Origin of the sequence: Mesorhizobium sp. C277A, from assembly GCF_040324395.1 — a bacterium.
Taxonomy (GTDB): Bacteria; Pseudomonadota; Alphaproteobacteria; order Rhizobiales; family Rhizobiaceae; genus Mesorhizobium.
Map to the genome: position 1 here is coordinate 839,422 of NZ_JAMYVW010000002.1, position 18,270 is coordinate 857,691.

At 63.1% G+C, this 18,270-nt stretch carries 18 protein-coding genes; 7 read left to right on the forward strand and 11 right to left on the reverse strand.

All coding sequences use genetic code 11. The features are described 5' to 3' along the window. Positions 1–181: 181 nt before the first annotated feature. From rplI to NKK52_RS04095, 4 genes are all read right to left on the reverse strand, one after another. The gene (gene rplI, locus NKK52_RS04080; RefSeq protein ID WP_023672721.1) at positions 182–769 is read right to left on the reverse strand and encodes a 50S ribosomal protein L9; all 588 of its coding nucleotides are present in this window, start codon (positions 767–769) and stop codon (positions 182–184) included. Between the two features lie 266 nt (positions 770–1,035). After that, entirely contained in the window at positions 1,036–1,284 is a 249-nt protein-coding gene (rpsR, locus tag NKK52_RS04085; protein ID WP_006203718.1) for a 30S ribosomal protein S18, read from the reverse strand. Beyond that, on the reverse strand, positions 1,284–1,784 hold the full coding sequence (gene rpsF, locus NKK52_RS04090; RefSeq protein WP_023672722.1) for a 30S ribosomal protein S6: 501 nt from the start codon (positions 1,782–1,784) through the stop codon (positions 1,284–1,286). The genes rpsR and rpsF overlap by 1 nt, the downstream gene beginning before the upstream one ends. A gap of 312 nt (positions 1,785–2,096) precedes the next feature. Next, positions 2,097–4,025 carry an LTA synthase family protein gene (locus NKK52_RS04095; protein WP_031204441.1) on the reverse strand — a complete coding sequence of 643 codons (1,929 nt, stop codon included), beginning with the start codon at positions 4,023–4,025 and terminating at the stop codon, positions 2,097–2,099. Between the two features lie 277 nt (positions 4,026–4,302). On the opposite strand from NKK52_RS04095, the gene fabD reads away from it, so the two are divergent. The 7 genes from fabD (at position 4,303) to gmk (ending at position 11,101) form a co-directional block, all read left to right on the forward strand. Further along, on the forward strand, positions 4,303–5,250 hold the full coding sequence (fabD, locus tag NKK52_RS04100) for an ACP S-malonyltransferase (protein WP_023685685.1): 948 nt from the start codon (positions 4,303–4,305) through the stop codon (positions 5,248–5,250). A 60-nt stretch (positions 5,251–5,310) separates the two neighbouring features. Beyond that, entirely contained in the window at positions 5,311–6,048 is a 738-nt protein-coding gene (fabG, locus tag NKK52_RS04105) for a 3-oxoacyl-[acyl-carrier-protein] reductase (protein WP_023685686.1), read from the forward strand. Between the two features lie 222 nt (positions 6,049–6,270). Then, positions 6,271–6,507 (forward strand): acyl carrier protein, encoded by a 237-nt coding sequence (locus NKK52_RS04110; protein WP_006203723.1) that lies wholly within the window; start codon positions 6,271–6,273, stop codon positions 6,505–6,507. A gap of 34 nt (positions 6,508–6,541) precedes the next feature. Next, positions 6,542–7,804 (forward strand): beta-ketoacyl-ACP synthase II, encoded by a 1,263-nt coding sequence (gene fabF / locus NKK52_RS04115; protein ID WP_023685687.1) that lies wholly within the window; start codon positions 6,542–6,544, stop codon positions 7,802–7,804. 202 nt (positions 7,805–8,006) lie between these two features. Next, the gene (gene mltG / locus NKK52_RS04120; protein ID WP_023685688.1) at positions 8,007–9,266 is read left to right on the forward strand and encodes an endolytic transglycosylase MltG; all 1,260 of its coding nucleotides are present in this window, start codon (positions 8,007–8,009) and stop codon (positions 9,264–9,266) included. Positions 9,267–9,529: 263 nt separating this feature from the next. Beyond that, the gene (locus NKK52_RS04125) at positions 9,530–10,420 is read left to right on the forward strand and encodes a YicC/YloC family endoribonuclease (RefSeq protein WP_023685689.1); all 891 of its coding nucleotides are present in this window, start codon (positions 9,530–9,532) and stop codon (positions 10,418–10,420) included. Between the two features lie 6 nt (positions 10,421–10,426). Continuing rightward, positions 10,427–11,101 (forward strand): guanylate kinase, encoded by a 675-nt coding sequence (gene gmk / locus NKK52_RS04130; protein ID WP_023672729.1) that lies wholly within the window; start codon positions 10,427–10,429, stop codon positions 11,099–11,101. A 33-nt stretch (positions 11,102–11,134) separates the two neighbouring features. Here gmk and NKK52_RS04135 read toward each other — a convergent pair whose 3' ends face one another. From NKK52_RS04135 to lptG, 7 genes are all read right to left on the reverse strand, one after another. Next, positions 11,135–11,428, reverse strand: a complete 294-nt coding sequence (locus NKK52_RS04135) for a type II toxin-antitoxin system RelE/ParE family toxin (protein ID WP_023672730.1) — start codon at positions 11,426–11,428, stop codon at positions 11,135–11,137. Then, entirely contained in the window at positions 11,425–11,730 is a 306-nt protein-coding gene (locus NKK52_RS04140; RefSeq protein WP_023672731.1) for a type II toxin-antitoxin system RelB/DinJ family antitoxin, read from the reverse strand. The genes NKK52_RS04135 and NKK52_RS04140 overlap by 4 nt, the downstream gene beginning before the upstream one ends. A 68-nt stretch (positions 11,731–11,798) precedes the next feature. Further along, positions 11,799–12,635: a 16S rRNA (adenine(1518)-N(6)/adenine(1519)-N(6))-dimethyltransferase RsmA gene (rsmA, locus tag NKK52_RS04145; protein ID WP_023705356.1), complete on the reverse strand. Its 837-nt coding sequence runs from the start codon at positions 12,633–12,635 to the stop codon at positions 11,799–11,801. A gap of 38 nt (positions 12,636–12,673) precedes the next feature. Then, the gene (gene pdxA, locus NKK52_RS04150) at positions 12,674–13,702 is read right to left on the reverse strand and encodes a 4-hydroxythreonine-4-phosphate dehydrogenase PdxA (RefSeq protein ID WP_023685692.1); all 1,029 of its coding nucleotides are present in this window, start codon (positions 13,700–13,702) and stop codon (positions 12,674–12,676) included. A 12-nt stretch (positions 13,703–13,714) separates the two neighbouring features. Then, positions 13,715–14,644 (reverse strand): peptidylprolyl isomerase, encoded by a 930-nt coding sequence (locus tag NKK52_RS04155; protein ID WP_023685693.1) that lies wholly within the window; start codon positions 14,642–14,644, stop codon positions 13,715–13,717. 91 nt (positions 14,645–14,735) lie between these two features. Next, positions 14,736–17,186, reverse strand: coding sequence for an LPS-assembly protein LptD (locus NKK52_RS04160; RefSeq protein WP_023685694.1), 2,451 nt, complete (start codon positions 17,184–17,186; stop codon positions 14,736–14,738). Next, the gene (lptG, locus tag NKK52_RS04165) at positions 17,186–18,268 is read right to left on the reverse strand and encodes an LPS export ABC transporter permease LptG (protein WP_023685695.1); all 1,083 of its coding nucleotides are present in this window, start codon (positions 18,266–18,268) and stop codon (positions 17,186–17,188) included. Before lptG ends, NKK52_RS04160 begins: the two co-directional genes overlap by 1 nt. Positions 18,269–18,270: the final 2 nt, after the last annotated feature.

The window sequence follows — 18,270 nt, forward strand, 5'->3', positions numbered from 1 at the left end:
AATGTCCCCTCACGGTCAGACTGGCGGACCAATTCTGCAACAATATATAGGGGTTCGAAAAGTTCCATTTGGCACAAAAATGCCCGGGCGAGAGGCCCGGGCATTGGTCCAGAAAGGCTGGATGACGAGGAAGTGATTGGAGCGCTGCTCCCCTCGCTTCCCGATCAGGCCCCGTGCGGGATCAGGCGTTGTCTTCTTCGCCGCCTTCGAACTCGGTGTTCGGGTCGAAGAAGTTCTCCGGCCGTGCGTTGTCGTTGATGTCATCGCCATAGATGGCTTCGGCGGTGGTCAGCGTCTCGCCCTTGGCCTGGCGCTCGGCTTCGTCGGCCGTGCGGGCGATGTTGAGGCTGATGGTGACCTCGACTTCCGGATGCAGCGCAATCGCCACATTGGTGACGCCGATAGTCTTGATCGGCTGGTTGAGCTGGATCTGGTTGCGGTTGACCGAGAACCCTTCGGCGGTCAGCAGGTCGGCGATGTCGCGGGTCGACACCGAACCGTAGAGCTGGCCTGTCTCGCCGGCCGAACGCACGGCGATGAAGCTCTTGCCGTCGAGCTTTTCGGCAACCTGGCTGGCTTCCGACTTGCGCTCGAGGTTGCGCGCTTCGAGCTGCGCGCGCTGCCCTTCGAACTTCTTCTTGTTGGCTTCGTTGGCGCGCAGCGCCTTGCCCTGCGGCAAGAGGAAGTTGCGGGCAAAGCCGTCCTTGACCTTGACGGTATCGCCCATCTGGCCGAGGCGGGAAACGCGTTCGAGAAGAATCACTTGCATGGTCTTATTCCTTCGTCTGGGCACCGACCGCGGGATCGGCGCCGAATTGAATGGAACAGGTCAGGAAGCTCTGAGCGCCTTGGCGCCGGTGTCGCTGTCCTGCCTGTCGCGGCAGTTAGAGGCTTTTCACCTCAACTCGGGATTTCAATGCACGTCGCCAAGAGTGGTCCCGGTTTTGGGACAACGACATGCATCATCAAATTACCCCTGCGGCGCCCGTCGCCGTGGGAGAAGGAAGCAGGCGGCGAACCGCCTGCTCGAAAGTCTTAGCGAACCACGTAGGGCAGCAGGCCGAGGAAGCGGGCGCGCTTGATCGCCTTGGCGAGTTCGCGCTGCTTCTTCTGGCTTACGGCGGTGATGCGCGACGGCACGATCTTGCCACGCTCGGAAATGTAGCGCTGCAGAAGACGCACGTCCTTGTAGTCGATCTTGGGCGCGTTGGCGCCAGAGAACGGGCAGGTCTTGCGGCGGCGATGGAACGGGCGCCGGGTCGGGATCTGATTGATGTCGACCATTATTCTGCACCTCCTTCAACGCCTTCGCGCGGACGGCGCGGACCACGATCACCACCGGCGTCGCCAAATGAGCGCGGCGGACGATCGCCACGGTCGCCGCGGTCACGGTCGCCAAACGAGCGCGGACCACGATCACCACGGTCGCGGTCGCCGAAGCCGCCGCGTTCCGAGCGCTCTTCGCGCTTCTGCATCATGGCCGACGGGCCTTCCTCATGCGCCTCGACCTTGACGGTCAGGAAACGCAGCACGTCCTCGGACAGGCCCATCTGGCGCTCCATCTCGTTGAGCGCTGCCGGCGGGCAGTTGAGGTCCATAAGCGTGTAGTAAGCCTTCCGGTTCTTGTTGACCCGGTAGGTGAGGGACTTCAGTCCCCAGTTCTCGACCCGGCCGACGGACCCGCCATTTGCGGAGATGACGCCCTTGTACTGTTCGACAAGCGCATCGACCTGCTGCTGCGAGAGGTCCTGCCGGGCAAGGAACACATGTTCGTATAAAGCCATAGTGGTTCAGTGCCTTTCTTCGTTTCTCTCCCGGATCCTCGCGGCAAAAGCCTCTGCAACTTCTCTGACCCGCTGATCCCGAAGGGGCGGGGAAGAAAGGAGCATTTCGAGACGGTCGAGAGCGGAGACACGGGAGGCGGAAGCGCTTCTGGCTTCACACGAAGGTTTTGGGTAAAACCTCCGGCCCTCCGTTCAGCCCCCAGCAAGGACCGGCAGATTGCGGGCGTCTATATAGCAAATTGTCTGGAAGGCAAGGGTAACGCATGCTCCGGACAGCGTCCTGGCGTCGCAGGGTTGGAAAAATACCAGGCATCAACTCGTATGCGGGGTACCACCGTTGATCGTTTCGGGGAAGAAATCCGGAGCCGCCTTACGCTTGCCGAACATCATGTCGTATTGCAGCAAGCGGTAATCGTTGATCGCCGGATCAACGTCCTTCTGCCGCGCCCAGTCCGGCGTGGCCTCACCTGACGGTGTCAAAAGCAGATTGCGGTCGACGACGCGATAGCGTTCGCGCAGCGCGCCCAGGAAGCCGGTGTAGTAGGGGTGCGTGATCCCGGCCGTTGTCAGGATGTGGTAGGGCAGGAAGGCCGGGCTCACGGCGCCCATATCCTGCGCCGGACCGGTACGGTTAGACCAGATGACCAGCGGCGTCTGATGATGCTCCAGTGCCGCCGCCGGCGTCGGTTCCTTGCGCGGCGCGACATTGTCCTTCAGGTAACCGGTTTCGACATAGACGGGGCCGAGCGGCGGCAGATGGTCGCCGAAGAAGGCGATGACCGTCGGCCGGTCGCGCTTCTTCGCCCATTCGATCAGCCGCTCGAGGCCGCGATCGGCATCGGCGGAGCCTTCGGCATAGCTGAGCAGCGATTCCCGCGCCCATGTGCTGATCGGCGCCGCGACCTTGTGGGTCGGATTGTAATAGCGGTACGGCTCGTAGGGACCGTGGTTCTGCAGGCTGACGGCGAAGAAGAACACCGGCCGCTCGCTGGCGTCGGCCTCTGCGATGATCTCGTCGGTCATCGAGGCATCGGAAGCCAGCGGCCCGCGCTTTTCCAGTGGCGGCAGCGTCTCTTCCGAGCGGAAATCGTTGAAGCCGAAATCGGCATAGACGGCGCCCCTGTTCCAGAACCAGTTGGTGCCCGGATGGATGGCGCGCGCCCGGTATCCCTCGCTTTTCAGGAAGGTCGCCAGCGACGGCGTCGGTGTGCGCACATATTGCTGGTAGGGGATCGAGCCCGCCGGCAGGAAGGCATTGGAAAAGCCGGTCAGCGCCTCGAATTCGATGTTGGCGGTCATGCCGCCGAATTCCGGCGAAAACATATAGCCGGAACGCAGCGCCCGCACATTGGGGATCGGGTCAGGCGTGATTGTGACGCCGGGCAGCTTGGTCGGATCCCAGAAAGATTCGCTCATCACCACGATGATGTCGGGTTTCTCATCCGGTACCGAGGCCGCCACAGCAGGCCTGTCGATCGCGTCGATCGCCTTGTCGGAATAGCCCGCCGGCGCCGAGACATGCGCCATCGGCACGTTGAGCGCGAAGGCCAGCGCAAACCCGTTGGAGGCGTAGTTCTCCTTCTGGTCCCACATGATCGGGATGATCTGCAGCCGGTCGCGGGTCCACGAGAAGGTGGCGTAGTCCATGATCGAGACGAAGAAGGCGAGCAGCGGCACTGCCAGCGTCAGCCGCGCCAGCCGCCCTTTGCGGCTGAGGATCGGAACCTTGCGGCGCCACAACCGCCAGCCATAGATCAGCAGCGACAGGCCGGCGACGATGCCGACCGCCATGGCGAGCGCCGTCCAGGGCCGTTCGCGCACCAGGAGCGGCATCAGTGCCATGATCTGGCGCGAATAAAGAAAATCGGTTGGGTAGAGCGGATCGCCGAGATAATGCGACTTCTGATGCCCGACAAAGGCCAGCGCCAGCGTCAGCGGCGCCACGATCATCAGGCTCTGGTGACTGCGGCCAAGCACGGCGTCCAGTCCCATCAGCACCAATGCAAAGACAATGATGGTGGTCCAGCCCGGCTTGAATGGCTGCAGGAAGAAGTCGACCGTGCCGAAGAAGTCGCCGCGCACGATCCATTCGATGGCGAACACCAGGATGGCGGAGGCAAGCAGCGTGACCAGACCGTAGCGGATGACCGGCCATCTGCGCCCCGGCAGGTAGCCGGTGGACGGATCGTCTTCCAAGAATTGTGGCGCGGGTACGGCCGCGCCCTTCCTGATCCTAGCCACGTCTCTTCCCCCGGCCCAAGCAACGCGTATTTCCACTCGCGCCACCGTTCTGTCATAGAACTGTCATGCAAAAGCTAGCGCCTGTGGCGAAAATAAGAAGAGCCAGCAAACGATTCGTGAGCGGTTTTCATCAGGTGTGATCGGCAAAAAGCCTTTGGGAACAGGGACTCGAGGTCAGCTCCGGTTCAAGCGAGAGCCGAAATGCCGCCTCCGGGCTTGACTTGACGGTCCGCCTTGCGTCACAGGCAGGAAAAATCAGCCGCTGGAGAGCGCCCAAATGGCCGTCGCATTCACCTTTCCGGGACAGGGCAGCCAGGCTGTCGGCATGGGCAAGGACCTCGCCGACGCCTTCCCCGAGGCACGCAGGGTGTTCGAGGAAGTCGATGATGCGTTGGGCGAAGAGCTGTCGAAACTGATCTGGGAAGGCCCGGAAGAGGCGCTGACCCTGACTGCCAATGCCCAGCCGGCGCTGATGGCGGTCTCGCTGGCGGCGATCCGCTCGCTGGAAGCGCGCGGCTTTTCGCTGAAGGACAAGGTTGCCTACGTTGCCGGTCATTCGCTCGGCGAATATTCCGCCCTTGCCGCGGCCGGTTTCGTTTCGGTCGCCGATGCTGCCCGGCTGCTGCGCATCCGCGGCAACGCCATGCAGGCGGCGGTGCCGGCCGGCGAGGGCGCCATGGCGGCGATCATCGGACTGGAACAGCCCGACGTCGAAGCCGCTTGCACCGAGGCCGCAACGGGATCCGGCAAAGTCTGCCAGATCGCCAACGACAATGGCGGCGGCCAGCTGGTGATCTCCGGCGCCAGGGCGGCGGTGGAACTCGCCGCGAAACTGTGCACAGAAAAGGGCGCCAAGCGGGCGCTGATGCTGCAGGTCTCCGCACCCTTCCATTCGGCGCTGATGGCGCCGGCGGCCGATGTCATGCGCGAGGCGCTGGCCGACGTGACCAAGAATGCACCGGTCGTGCCCGTCGTCTCCAACGTCACTGTAGCCCCGACCAGCGACCCCGACGAGATCGCGCGCCGCCTGGTCGAGCAGATCACCGGCCGCGTGCGCTGGCGCGAAACGGTGGAGTGGTTCGGCGCCAACGGCGTCGCCACGCTGTTTGAGATCGGCGCCGGCAAGGTGCTTTCCGGCCTGGCGCGGCGGATCAACCGCGACATCGCCACATCCGCCGTCGGCACGCCGCCAGATGTCGAGGCGGCGCTGGCCGCGCTTGCATAATCCACTGGCGATTCAACCCCTCCCGTGGGAAGGGTGTTCCCTTAAGATCAGGAGAAGAAAATGTTCGAACTGACCGGCCGCAAGGCGCTCGTCACCGGCGCATCGGGCGGCATTGGCGAGGCGATTGCCCGGGTGCTGCATGCGCAAGGCGCCATTGTCGGCCTGCACGGCACCCGCATCGAGAAACTGGAGACCCTGGCCGGCGAACTCGGCGACCGGGTAAAGCTGTTCCCGGCCAATCTAGCCGACCGTGACGAGGTCAAGGCGCTTGGCCAGAAGGCCGAAGCCGAACTCGAAGGCGTCGACATACTGGTCAACAATGCCGGCATCACCAAGGACGGCCTGTTCGTGCGCATGGCGGACGCGGATTGGGACAGCGTGCTGGAGGTGAACCTCACCGCCGTGTTCCGGCTCACCCGCGAGCTGACCCATCCGATGATGCGCCGCCGCCATGGCCGCATCATCAACATCACCTCGGTGGTCGGCGTCACCGGCAATCCTGGCCAGACCAATTATTGCGCCTCCAAGGCCGGCATGATCGGCTTTTCCAAGTCGCTGGCGCAGGAGATCGCCACCCGCAACATCACCGTCAACTGCGTCGCCCCGGGCTTTATCGAATCGGCCATGACCGACAAGCTCAACGACAAGCAGAAAGACGCGATAATGGCCGCGATCCCGACGCGCCGCATGGGCACGAGTGTTGAAGTGGCGTCGGCCGTCGCCTATCTCGCCTCCAACGAGGCAGCCTACGTCACCGGCCAGACCATCCACGTCAACGGCGGCATGGCCATGATCTGACGGGATATTGCCGGGTGATAAGAAGACATGGCCGGCTTGTGAAAAGAGACCATTTCGCCTTGGACCTCAGCCATTTTTCGTGTAATGCGGCCCCGCAACCCGGCGGTTCGGGCAAAAACCGGTCCGGCACCGTTGCGTTTCCGGCAGGACCATCTTTCAGCTTGATTAGCGGCATTCTGCCCGCTAACGAAGACAGACAAACAAAAGACGAGGATGCCCCAAATGAGTGACACCGCAGAGCGCGTCAAGAAGATCGTCATCGAACATCTTGGCGTCGATGCCGACAAGGTGACGGAGCAGGCGAGCTTCATCGATGATCTGGGCGCGGACAGCCTCGACACGGTCGAACTCGTCATGGCCTTCGAAGAAGAGTTCGGCGTCGAGATTCCGGACGATGCGGCCGAGACCATCCTGACCGTCGGCGATGCCGTGAAGTACATCGACAAGGCTTCGGCCTGACACTATCCGCAGTCATCACCGGGGAGGACCTGCGATGAGGCGTGTCGTCGTCACGGGCCTTGGCCTGGTTTCGCCGTTTGGCATGGGCTTCGAGCACAGCTGGAAGGAACTTCTGACCGGCCGCAGCGCCGCCAAGCGCGTCACCGAGTTCGAAGTGGAAGATCTTGCCTGCAAGATCGCCCACGTCATTCCGCGCGGTGACGGCACCAACGGCACGCTCAATCCCGAAGCCGTGCTCGAGCCCAAGGAACTGCGCAAGATCGGCGACTTCATCCTTTACGGGATTGCGGCCGCCGACGAAGCGCTGAAGGATTCCGGCTGGGAGCCCAGCACCGAAGCCGAGCGCTGCGCCACCGGCGTCATGATCGGCTCCGGCATTGGCGGCCTCGAGGGCATCGCCGAGAACGCTATCATCCTGAAAGAGCGCGGACCGCGCCGCATCAGTCCATTCTTCATTCCCGGCAACATTATCAACCTGGTATCTGGCCAGGTATCGATCCGGCATGGGCTGAAAGGCCCCAACCACGCCGTCGTCACCGCCTGCTCGACCGGCGCGCACGCCATTGGCGATGCCGCCCGGCTGATCATCTTCGGCGATGCCGACGTGATGCTGGCCGGCGGCGCCGAATCGCCGGTGACCAGGCTATCGCTTGCCGGCTTCGCTGCTTGCCGGGCCCTGTCCACCGACCGCAACGACACGCCTGAGAAGGCCTCGCGTCCCTATGACCGCGACCGTGACGGCTTCGTCATGGGCGAGGGCGCCGGCGTCGTGGTGCTGGAAGAACTCGAACACGCCAAGGCGCGCGGCGCCAAGATCTATGCCGAGGTCACCGGCTACGGCCTGACCGGCGATGCCTATCACATCACTGCACCGGCCGAAGATGGCGACGGCGCCTTCCGCTGCATGACGGCGGCGCTGAACCGGGCCAAGCTGACGCCCGCCGACGTCGACTACATCAACGCGCACGGCACCTCGACCATGGCCGACACGATCGAACTCGGCGCCGTCGAGCGGCTGGTCGGCAACGCCGCCTCGAAAATCTCGATGTCATCGACCAAGTCGTCGATCGGCCATCTCCTGGGTGCCGCGGGCGCCGCCGAGGCGATCTTCTCGATCCTCGCCATCCGCGACAACATCGCTCCCGCCACCATCAATCTCGACAACCCGGAACGCGAAACCGCGATCGATCTTGTTCCGAACACGCCACGGCATCGCCAGGTCGACGTGGCGCTGTCCAACTCCTTCGGCTTCGGCGGCACCAACGCTTCGCTGGTATTCCAGCGTTATACAGGCTGATTGCGGTATCGACCGGCGCGCCAGCGGTCTGTCGTCAATTTTGCCATATTCAAGCCTACTCTGCCGCTGGGGATTCGTCGCATCGGCCTGAAACCGAAGGCGCTTTTTTTAAAAGCACGATGCGTAGGCTTGAAATGTTAGGGCACGCTGTGCGTCCAATCGGGCGCATGGTCGCTCTAAGAGATCAGATGGTAGGGCGCTAATGAACACCAATCCGGGCGGCAGCGGACAATTCGGACAAAACCAGCAGACCGGCCCGATCGTGCCGAAGACCGCGGCCGAAGCTTTGCGCCCGGAAGCCGGCACACCACCACCAAAGCGCTCGCGCGCCTCGCGCAGCCAAGTCGTCGTGTTCATGAACTTCGTCATCTCCGCGGTGATGTTGATGATCCTCGCCGCCGGCGTTTCGCTCTATTTCGGCAAGCAGGCATTCAACGAACCGGGCCCGTCGGTGGCCGGCGACACCTTCCTGGTCAAGCCGAACACCGGCGTCCAGGATATTGCCGACCAGCTCGAACGGCGTGGGCTGATCAGCGATGCCCGCATCTTCCGCATCGCCGTGCGGGTCTATGGCAATGATTCAGCGCTGAAGGCAGGCGAATACGAGATAAAGCCGCGCGCCTCCATGCGCGACATCATGGAGCTTCTGAAGAGCGGCAAGTCGGTGATGTATTCGCTGACCATTCCCGAGGGCCTGACGGTCGAACAGGCGCTGCAGCGCATCGCCGAGCAGGATGCGCTGACCGGCGACATGCCGGCCGCCAAGCCGGCTGAGGGCAGCCTCGCCACCGACACGCTGCGCTTTACCCGCGGCGCCACGCGCCAACAGATGGTCGACAAGCTGCTCGCCGACCAGAAGAAGTTGGTCGACGAGGTCTGGCAGCGGCGCGCGCCCGACCTGCCTCTGGCCAATGTCGACGACTTCGTCACCTTGGCCTCGATCGTCGAAAAGGAAACCGGCCGGGGCGACGAGCGCTCGCGCGTTGCCGCCGTCTTCCTCAACCGTCTGGCCAAGGGCATGCGGCTGCAATCCGATCCGACCATCATTTACGGCCTGTTCGGCGGCAAGGGCAAACCCGCCGACCGGCCGATTTATCAATCTGACATCCAGAAACAGACGCCTTACAACACCTATCTGATCAACGGCCTGCCGCCGACGCCGATCGCCAATCCCGGCCGCGCCGCGCTCGAAGCCGTCGCCAACCCGTCGAAGACCGATGATCTCTATTTCGTCGCCGACGGCACCGGCGGCCACGTCTTTGCCACCACGCTTGCCGAGCACAATGAGAACGTTGCCCGCTACCGGGCACTGCAGAAGAAGCAGGCTGAAGACGCCGCCAAGGGCGCCAAGACTCCGGGCCAGACCGATGCGCCGGCGGATGGCGACGACAACGGTGACGCAAGTGGCGATGCCGCCGGTGACAGCGGTGATGCCGGCGGCGATACGGGTGCCGCCCAGTAGCAGGTCGGCGCTTTCAGACGGATCGACCTTAAGCAACGCGGACAGAGGCGGACGCGCTGCTGCTTTGAACGAACAGCGCGGTTCGAAGCGTTTTCGGTCTTGCTCTGGTGCCTCTGCTTCTCGATTTCAGCCCTGCGAGATCGAAAACGACAGCGGAAATCAACATCTTGCCGGTATTGCGATTCTGACATTCGCGCCGCCCGTGATATCGAACGCATGCGCAATTTGTAGAATCGGACCATCAGGGAGACACGAGCCGCATCATGAATTTGCAGAGCATGACCGGATTTGCACGCACTGTTGCCGAACATGACGGCGCCTCGATCGCCTGGGAGGTCAAGTCGGTCAACGGCAAGAGCGTCGAGGTCAGGTTGCGGTTGCCGCAAGGTTTCGAGCGGCTCGAACCGACTGTGCGGCAGACGCTGCAGAAGCGCTTTTCGCGTGGCAATTTCCAAGCGACGCTGACCGTCGGCCGCGCCGCCGGCCAGCAGGCGCAGCCGGTAGTCAACGAAGCCTTCCTCAGGGATCTGGCGGGCTTGGCCAAGCGGCTGCAGGACCAGTTCGGTGTTGGTCCGGCAACTGCCGACGGTCTGCTTTCCCTGCGCGGCGTGCTCGATATCCCTGAAACCAGCGAAACCGAGGAGGTGCGGGCAGCACTCGACGCGTCAATCCTGTCCGCGCTGGAAACGGCGCTTACAGGTCTCGAGCAGGCACGCCAGAACGAGGGCGAAGCGCTGCGTTCGCTGCTTTCCGGCCATATCGACGCCATTGAGGCGCTGACGCTTCAAGCCGAGGCCGACCCGTCGCGCGAACCGGCGGCGATCCGCGAGCGGATCGCCGAACAGGTGCGGCTGCTGATGGATGCGTCGGCCAATCTCGATGCCGGCCGGCTGCACATGGAAGCGGCGTTCCTGGCCACCAAGGCCGATATCCGTGAAGAGATCGATCGGCTGAAGACGCATGTGGCGTCGGGCAGAGCGCTGCTGGCAAATGGCGGCGCCATCGGCCGCAAGCTCGATTTTCTGGCGCAGGAATTCAACCGCGAATCGAATACGCTGTGTTCCAAGTCGAACGCCGCCACTGTCACCGCCATCGGGCTGGAACTGAAGGCGGTGGTCGACCAGTTTCGCGAACAGGTCCAGAATCTGGAGTAAACCCGAATGGGTGGCAAGGAGCCGATGGTTGCCAGGGATCTCGGATCCCGCATTCGCCGCCGCGGGCTGATGCTGGTCCTGTCGTCGCCGTCGGGCGCCGGCAAGTCGACGATCGCGCGCAACCTGCTGGAAAGCGACGGCAGCCTGGAATTATCGGTCTCGGTCACCACCAGGCCACGCCGCGGCTCGGAGATCGAGGGCGTCCACTATCACTTCCGCACCACGCGCGAGTTCGAGCGGCTGCGCGATTCCGACGCATTGCTCGAATGGGCCGAGGTGCACGGCAATTGCTACGCGACGCCGCGCGAGCCGGCCGAACTGGCGCTGGCGCAGGGCCGTGACATGCTCTTCGACATCGACTGGCAAGGCGCCCAGCAGCTCAAGGAGAAGATGCGCGCCGACATCGTCTCGATCTTCATCCTGCCGCCGTCGATGAAGGAATTGAAGTCGCGCCTCAAGCGCCGCGCCGAGGACCAGGAGCACGTGATCGAGACCAGGCTGAAGAACGCCCGCAACGAGATCGAGCACTGGAAGGAATATGACTTTGTCATCGTCAACGACGATCTCGACCGCGCCTTCGCCGAAGTGCGTGGCATCGTGACGGCGGAAAGGCTGCGGCGCGACCGCCGGCCCGGGCTGTTCGATTTCGTCTCGGGGTTGCTGGACGAGAAGACGGAATAGCTCGTCCACCGCTGGCAATCTAAATTAGCCGCATCAGCTGCCTGGCAGATCGTCCGGCCAACGCTGCGCTCCGTGAAGCACGCGCAGGATTCGAATCGTGCTGTTGGTCAGCTGATAGGCCGCGACATATGGCGTGCCGACGATGACGATCTCTCGTGTCCCTGCAAGCCTGCCGATCCGGCCGCTTTGGGGAAGGTCCCGAAGACGGTTGATTGCGGCGACGATCCGCTCATCGGTGGCGATCGCGGCCGCAGGATTGTCGGCCTCGATATGCGCGAAGATGCCGTCGCGATCTGAAAGCGCGAATGGCGACCAGACGATCTTCAAGATTTAGGTTCACCCGAACGCCGCGCCGCGGCGCGTCTCTCGGCAAAATGCGCCTCGACTTGATCATCAGGAATGTCTTGTCGGGTGTCGTCGAGCGCTTCGCGAACCTTGGCGCGAAACCATAAATCATACGCCTCGTTGTTTGTGACGAGATCGATGGGCAGCGCACCCTCGTTGGCGGTTCGGGTGAGCAATATCCGCACCGCATCCGAGACCGTCAGCCCCATGCTTTCGAGCACCGCCGAAGCTCGATCCCGGATGTCGGCGTCGATACGCGTCTGGACCAGTGCATTTGCTGGCATGGCAATCTCCTTCGACGTCAATGTAATGCGTTTGAATGACGATTGCTAGGCGGCGCTAGCGCCGCCGGTCAAACCGCGTTTGTCAGCCGCACGAATTCCTCGACGCTGAGCGTCTCCGCACGCCGGGTCGGATCGATGCCGGCGCGCGTCAGCAGTGCCTCGCCACCCAGGCTCTTCACGCTCTGCCGCAGCATTTTCCGGCGCTGGCCGAAAGCGGCTTCGGTGACGCGACCGAGTTTTTTCACGTCGGTTGACAAAGGGCTGGCGCGCGGCACCAGATGCACCACCGAGGACGTTACCTTGGGTGGCGGCGTGAACGCTTGCGGCGGCACGTCGAAGGCGATCCTCGCCTCGGTCCGCCAGCCCGCCAGCACGCCGAGCCGGCCATAAGCATCGCTGCCGGCACCGGCGACAATGCGCTCGGCCACCTCGCGCTGGAACATCAGCGTCATCGATTGATAGAAGGGTGGCCAGTCCGCCACGGTCAGCCAACGGATCAACAGCTCGGTGCCGATATTGTAGGGCAGGTTGGCGGCAATCCTCACCGGGCCGTCTTGTGACGCGGTCTTGGCAAGAGCGGCAAAATCCGTCTTCAGCGCATCGCCGCTGATCACCTCGAGCCGGCCCGGATAGTGGTTGGAGACCTCGGCCAAGGCCGCAAGGCAGCGTTCGTCGCGCTCGATGGCGACGACGCGGCCGGCACCGGCAGCGAGCAGCGCCCTGGTCAGCCCGCCGGGGCCGGGGCCGACCTCGATCACCGTGCTGTCGCTGAGGTCGCCGGCGACCCGCGCGATCTTGCCGGTCAAATTGAGGTCGAGCAGGAAATTCTGGCCAAGCGCCTTCTTTGCCTGCAGTCCATGGCGCTCGATCACCTCGCGCAGCGGCGGCAGCCCGTCAATGCTCATGAATTTTGGGCTCATGATTTGGGCTCATGATTTTTGGCTCATGCAACTGCGGGCTTTGCGCCGGTATCGGCCAGCCGGCGGGCCAGCTTCAGCGCCGCGATCAGGCTGTCGGGACGTGCGATGCCCTTGCCGGCGATGTCGAAGGCTGTGCCGTGATCGGGCGAGGTGCGGATGAACGGCAGGCCAAGCGTGACGTTGACGGCCTCGTCGAAGGCCAGCGCCTTGGCCGGGATCAACGCCTGGTCATGATACATGCAGACCGCCACGTCGTAGCCGGCGCGAGCGCGCGCATGAAACATCGTATCGGCCGGCAGCGGTCCGAAGGCATCGATGCCTTGCGCCCGCAACATGTCGACCGCAGGACGAATGATGCGCTCGTCCTCTGTCCCCATGGCGCCGCTTTCGCCGGCATGCGGATTGAGGCCGGCAAGCGCGAGCCTCGGCCTGGCGATGCCGAAACGGCGTGCAAGATCGCCGGCGGTGATGCGCGCGATGGCAACGATCAGCTCCGTCGTCAGCGTCTTCGGCACCTCGGCCAGCCCGATGTGGATGGTGACCGGAACGGTGCGCAATTCGGGGCCGGCGAGCAGCATCACCGGCGTCACCGTGCCGCCGGTGTGGAGCGAGGCCAGATGCGCCAGATATTCGGTGTGACCGGGAAAGCCGAAGCCGGCATCGTAAAGCGGCTTCTTCGCGATCGGACAGGTGACGACCGCGGCCGCGTGACCGGCAAGGCAGTCGGCGACGGCGCGATCGATGGCCTCGATGATGCCGGCGGCATTGGCCGGGTCGGGCCGGCCGGGATCATCGGTGAAGTGGGCCGCCAGCGGCACCACGGGCAAGGCGTGTTGAAAGACACCAGCCGCTTGGGCCGGCACCGTCTCGGCGATTGCCACCGCCGCGCCGAGCCGGCGCGCCCGCGCGGCAATCAGCGCCGGATCGGCGAGAAGATAGAAGGGCGCGGCACCGGAACCGCGGGCGCTCTGCCACGCGGCAATGGCGATTTCCGGACCGACGCCGGATGGATCGCCGACGCTCAGCGCCAGCGGAAGCTCTGTCTCACGCACGGCTCGGCCGGTTCAGCGCGTAACGATCTTGGCTTTCGCCTTCAGCTCTTCGACATATTTGGCCGAGAGCTCGTCGGCGTTCTTGTCGCCGCTGCCTTCGCTCTGGAACACCATCTGGGCCGCCTTGTCGTCGGAAACCTCGCGCGACGAGCAGATGCCGATGAATTCAATGCCGCGATCGGTCTCGCGCACGGCCGTGGCGCCGCCCAGCTTGGTGGCCTTGATCTGCTCGGCCCAGTCCGGCGGCAGTTGCGGCGCCAGCAATCGGGGGAGGTCGCGAACGGTGACGTCGATCAGGCCCTTGGCGAATTCACGCGTGGTGTTGCAGCCATTGAAGCGGGCGCGCATGGCTTCAGCCTCGCGCTTGCGTTTGGCGAGTGTGGCACTGCGCTCGGCCTTCGGCACCACGAAGATCACCTGCTGCAGCATGTACTCGGTGGCGCTTGGCTTGGCGCCGCCTTTTTCGAGCATGCGCTTGACCAGATCCTGTTCGCTCACCTCCCCGCCGCCGCCGCTGTAGCGTGCGCTCAGCGCCTGGTTCCACGCCATCTGGGAGCGGATGAATTCCTTGAAATGCTCCTTGGTCACGCCGGACTGCGCCATGACACCGTCGAGCTGCTTGAGCTGCATCTTGTTGCTCGAGGCAAAGCGCTGATAGGCAGCCTCTACCTGGGCGTCGGAGATGCGGATGCCGAGACGCCTGGCCTCCGCCATACGCAGCGTCTGGTCGATCATTTCCTGACCCGCGTCACCCTTCTTGCGCTGCAGTTTCAGGAAGGCAGCCCGGTGCGCGATGTCGCCGGTGGTGATCGGCATGTTGTTGACGACATACTTGATTTCACTGGCGAAGGCCGGCGGTACCATCGTGGTGACAGAGACCGAGGTCGCCGCGAACAGGAGCGCGAATCCTGCCGAAAACAGGTATTTCCTCATCGAAAGCATCCCAATTCTAGCCCGGTTTTGGCCGATTCCAGCCCGATATTGGCGAAATCCGTGCCCGCTTTATGCGGCAAAACGATGTCGTCAGCCGGCTCTACTGGATGGAGTCGATCGAGCTTTGGGACGAGCCGAAATCGCCGAGCGTGCGGAACGACAGGTTGAAGCCGACATTCTGCGACACTTCCTTGGTGTTGATGTCGCGTGATTCCGAGTACGTCATCAGGTAGGTGAAGCAGGAATCATTGTAGGCAAAGCCGACGCCGTCCTTGACCAGCACGCTTTGTTGCAGGTCGTAGGTGCCGGTGCCGAAGACGCGCCAGTTTTCGGCCAGGTGCGTCGAGGCGCCGAGCGTGACTTCGTGGCGATCGGTGGTGAAACCATAGAGCGGCTGCGCCTGGATGAAGGCGTATTTGGCGCTCAGCGAAACCGGCAGCCCGGAATAGGCGGCCTTCACCTCGGCACGGCGAACTTCGAAGGTCTGCTCGTCGAAGCGGCCGCTGAGCGAACCGGAGAAGCCGCTCGGGCTGCTGAAGCCGACAAGGCCGACATAGTCGGAGGTCGAAGTCTCCAGGCCCGAATTAGCAGCCCCATCGACATTGGCGCCGACATTGACCAGATCCGGCGAATTGAAGGAGTTGCGGCCGCCCAGCTGGTAGGATTGGCCGAAGATGGCATTGGTGCCCCAGCCATTGTCATAGGCGCCGGAATAGCGGAATCCGACATTGGCGCGGCTGCCGCCTTCGACGCGGTCGTAGCCGGAGAACTTGTCGCGCTCGAACAGCGTCGTGGCATCGAAGACGAAGCTCTGTGCATCCTCGTTGGGAACGGCGAGCCCGCCGACATACTGCTCGTTCGGGCGCATGAAGACCTGCGCCATCGGCTCGACGATATGGCTGGAGCCGGCCATCGAAAACAGCACCGGCCAGCGCATCTCAAGGCCGGCGGTCGCCATGTAACGGGCGAAGGAAGACCGCATGTCGTCGGCGGCACCGACATTCGTTGCCATCTGGTTTACCGCAGTCAGCGAAGCCGAAGAAGCGTTGAGATAGTCGACGTCGCCCTGCAGAGCCAGAAGGGGCGTCAACTGCAATCCGCCGTCCGTGGTGAAGGTACGCTTCCATTCGGCTTCGGCGGTGAGGCGACCGGATTCGCCCTCGATGCCGCGCACGCGCTGGACGCCGGAGCCCGGCACGTAGGGGGTAAAATAGGCCTGATCGAGATCGTCGCGGCGAATGACTCGTGCATTGACGTTGAACGACAGCTGGCCGCCGGCCACCGACATGTCGGGGATGTAGGCATAGTCGAGCGACGGCAACACCCAGGGCTGCTTGTCGCTGCGCGATGCGACGTTGCCGTCCGGTGTGTTTTCCTGAACCTGGAAGCGCATGGCGCGCACATCGAAATAATTGCGGTCGTTTAGGCCGGTCAGGTAGACCGACGATTGATGCACGGCGTCGTTGTAGCCTTCGATCGTGTAGGTACGCGAAAAATTCTTGTCGGTCTGAAGCAGGATATCCCAGCCGAAGTCCCAGCGCGGATTGATGGCGAACTGGCCTTTGGTGCCCATCATCCCGCGGAATTTGTTCGGATCGCCTGCTGGCCCCGAATTGACATTGTAGCCGCCGGGGAAAGCCGCGAAATCACGGAAAGCGCCAGGGTCCTGCTGGTTGATTCCGGCAAGCTTCAGCGTGTATTGGCCATTGTTGAAGCGCTGGCGCCACTCGGCCTCGCCGAGGAAACCCTGCTTGGTGTAGCCGCTGCCGGTAACGGTGAGGTCATAGGTCGGCGACAGGGCAAAATAGTAGGGGACTTTGACGCCGACGCCGAGACGGTTGTTGTAGCCGATGCTGGGGATCAGGAAGCCGCTTTTGCGCTTGACTGTAGGGTCGGCGATCTCGAACGCCGGCAGATAAGCCAGCGGGAAGCCGAAGAATTCGAAATTCGCGTTCTCGAAGCGAACCGTCTTCTTTTCGCCGTTCCAAATGATCTTCCTGGCTTTGATCCGCCAGGTCGGCGCCTTGTCCGGCTTGTCTTCGCAAGGCTCGCAGGCCGTATAGACGCCGTTGTGGAACGTTGTCAGCACGCCGCCCATGCGCTCGGCGCTTTCGGCGGCGAAATAGGCTTTTTCGGGCGTTTCGACGCGCAGCGCATTGACGAAACCGTCAGCGAAATCGTCGGTAATATCGATATGCTGCGAGTTGATCTTGGTGCCGTCGCTGTTGACGATCTCGACATTGCCGCTGGCAACCAGCCGCTTGGTGTTTCGATCATAGACGACGCGCTGGGCGACGAGCTTGTTGCCGCCATAGTCGATCTGGACGCCGCCGATGGCGGTGACCGTCTGGTTGTCGTTGTTATAGACGAGCGTGTCTGCCGCCAGCAGCATCTGGGAGCCGGAAGGAACCTTCGTTGCCACGTCGGTGACGTCCTGCGCCAGCGCAGGAGCCGTCAGCACGCCGCAGGCGAGCAGGCATGCCAAGGCGCTCGCCGAATAGAGGCGCGCCAAACCGGCCTGCCTATGGCTGCGCAAAGCCGCCTCCCTCACTAGCCGTCTTCCTTGTATAGCAGGAATGTCACCCCAAAGAACATAGCCACGACAACCGGAACCCATGCAGCCACGGCTGTGGGCACGAATCCCGCAACGCCGAATGCCTTGACCAATACCGAAACGACATAAAGCAGAAAGCCGGCGAGGACGCCACCCAGAATCATCGTTGCCGACTGCCCCATCCTCGCAAATCGCATTGAAACTGTTGCCGCAATCAGCGTCATGGCCACAAGCAGGAACGGTAACGCCACCAGCGAATCGAACTGCATGGCGAAGGCATTTGCCTTGAGGCCGAAGGAGCGGGCAACCTCAATCTTGCCGGGAAGGTCGTAAAACGGGATGGTTTCGGGGCGCGCCAGCCGTTCCTGCACGAATTCCGGCTTGAGGTTGGTTGGCAACTGGTCGGTCGTTTCGGAACGGATGTTGCCGTCCTTGAACACCTTGACGTCCTGCAATTCCCAGTAGCCGTCGCGCAGAAAGGCCCGCGCCGCGTCCTTGCGCTCGACGATATTGCCCTGCGGATCGAGGACGAAGAACACGGCGTCGGCCATTTCCAGGCCCTGGTTCAGGATGGCGCGGGCGCCGATGATGGTGTCGCCGGAGTTGGTTTTCTGGCGGATCCACGGCGTGGCATCGGCCGCCACCGCGTTCGAATTGCCGGATCGCAGCTGGTTTTCCATCTGCTCCGACCATGAGAAGCCATGCGCGGCGATCGGATTGAGCACGCCGACCGACAATATGCCGAATAACAGCGCACCGATGCAGCAGGGCAACAGAAACTGCCAGGCCGACACTCCGGCCGATCGCGCAATCACCAGCTCGTATTTGCGGTTGAGCGACACCAGCGTCGCCATCGCCGAGAACAGGCCGACGAACGGCACCGTCTGCAGCATGATCATCGGCATCCTCAGCGCCGAGATCGCGACCGCCGTGCCGTAGGTGAAGCCCGGCAGGCCGGTGATGCGGCCGGACAGCTCGGTGAAGTCGATCAGGAACACCAGCGCCAGAAGGCCGATGAAGAACCAGATCGTGATCGACACGTAGCGAAAGAAGAAGTAGCGGCCCAGGGTCCAGCCCATCG

What these genes read in the sequence shown, in the direction of transcription:
- rplI (WP_023672721.1), bottom strand. Translation starts at nt 769, where the DNA reads ATGCAAGTGATTCTTCTCGAACGCGTTTCCCGCCTCGGCCAGATGGGC.
- rpsR (WP_006203718.1), bottom strand. Translation starts at nt 1,284, where the DNA reads ATGGTCGACATCAATCAGATCCCGACCCGGCGCCCGTTCCATCGCCGC.
- rpsF (WP_023672722.1), bottom strand. Translation starts at nt 1,784, where the DNA reads ATGGCTTTATACGAACATGTGTTCCTTGCCCGGCAGGACCTCTCGCAG.
- fabD (WP_023685685.1), top strand. Translation starts at nt 4,303, where the DNA reads ATGGCCGTCGCATTCACCTTTCCGGGACAGGGCAGCCAGGCTGTCGGC.
- fabG (WP_023685686.1), top strand. Translation starts at nt 5,311, where the DNA reads ATGTTCGAACTGACCGGCCGCAAGGCGCTCGTCACCGGCGCATCGGGC.
- NKK52_RS04110 (WP_006203723.1), top strand. Translation starts at nt 6,271, where the DNA reads ATGAGTGACACCGCAGAGCGCGTCAAGAAGATCGTCATCGAACATCTT.
- fabF (WP_023685687.1), top strand. Translation starts at nt 6,542, where the DNA reads ATGAGGCGTGTCGTCGTCACGGGCCTTGGCCTGGTTTCGCCGTTTGGC.
- mltG (WP_023685688.1), top strand. Translation starts at nt 8,007, where the DNA reads ATGAACACCAATCCGGGCGGCAGCGGACAATTCGGACAAAACCAGCAG.
- NKK52_RS04125 (WP_023685689.1), top strand. Translation starts at nt 9,530, where the DNA reads ATGAATTTGCAGAGCATGACCGGATTTGCACGCACTGTTGCCGAACAT.
- gmk (WP_023672729.1), top strand. Translation starts at nt 10,427, where the DNA reads ATGGGTGGCAAGGAGCCGATGGTTGCCAGGGATCTCGGATCCCGCATT.
- NKK52_RS04140 (WP_023672731.1), bottom strand. Translation starts at nt 11,730, where the DNA reads ATGCCAGCAAATGCACTGGTCCAGACGCGTATCGACGCCGACATCCGG.
- rsmA (WP_023705356.1), bottom strand. Translation starts at nt 12,635, where the DNA reads ATGAGCATTGACGGGCTGCCGCCGCTGCGCGAGGTGATCGAGCGCCAT.
- NKK52_RS04155 (WP_023685693.1), bottom strand. Translation starts at nt 14,644, where the DNA reads ATGCTTTCGATGAGGAAATACCTGTTTTCGGCAGGATTCGCGCTCCTG.
- lptG (WP_023685695.1), bottom strand. Translation starts at nt 18,268, where the DNA reads ATGGGCTGGACCCTGGGCCGCTACTTCTTCTTTCGCTACGTGTCGATC.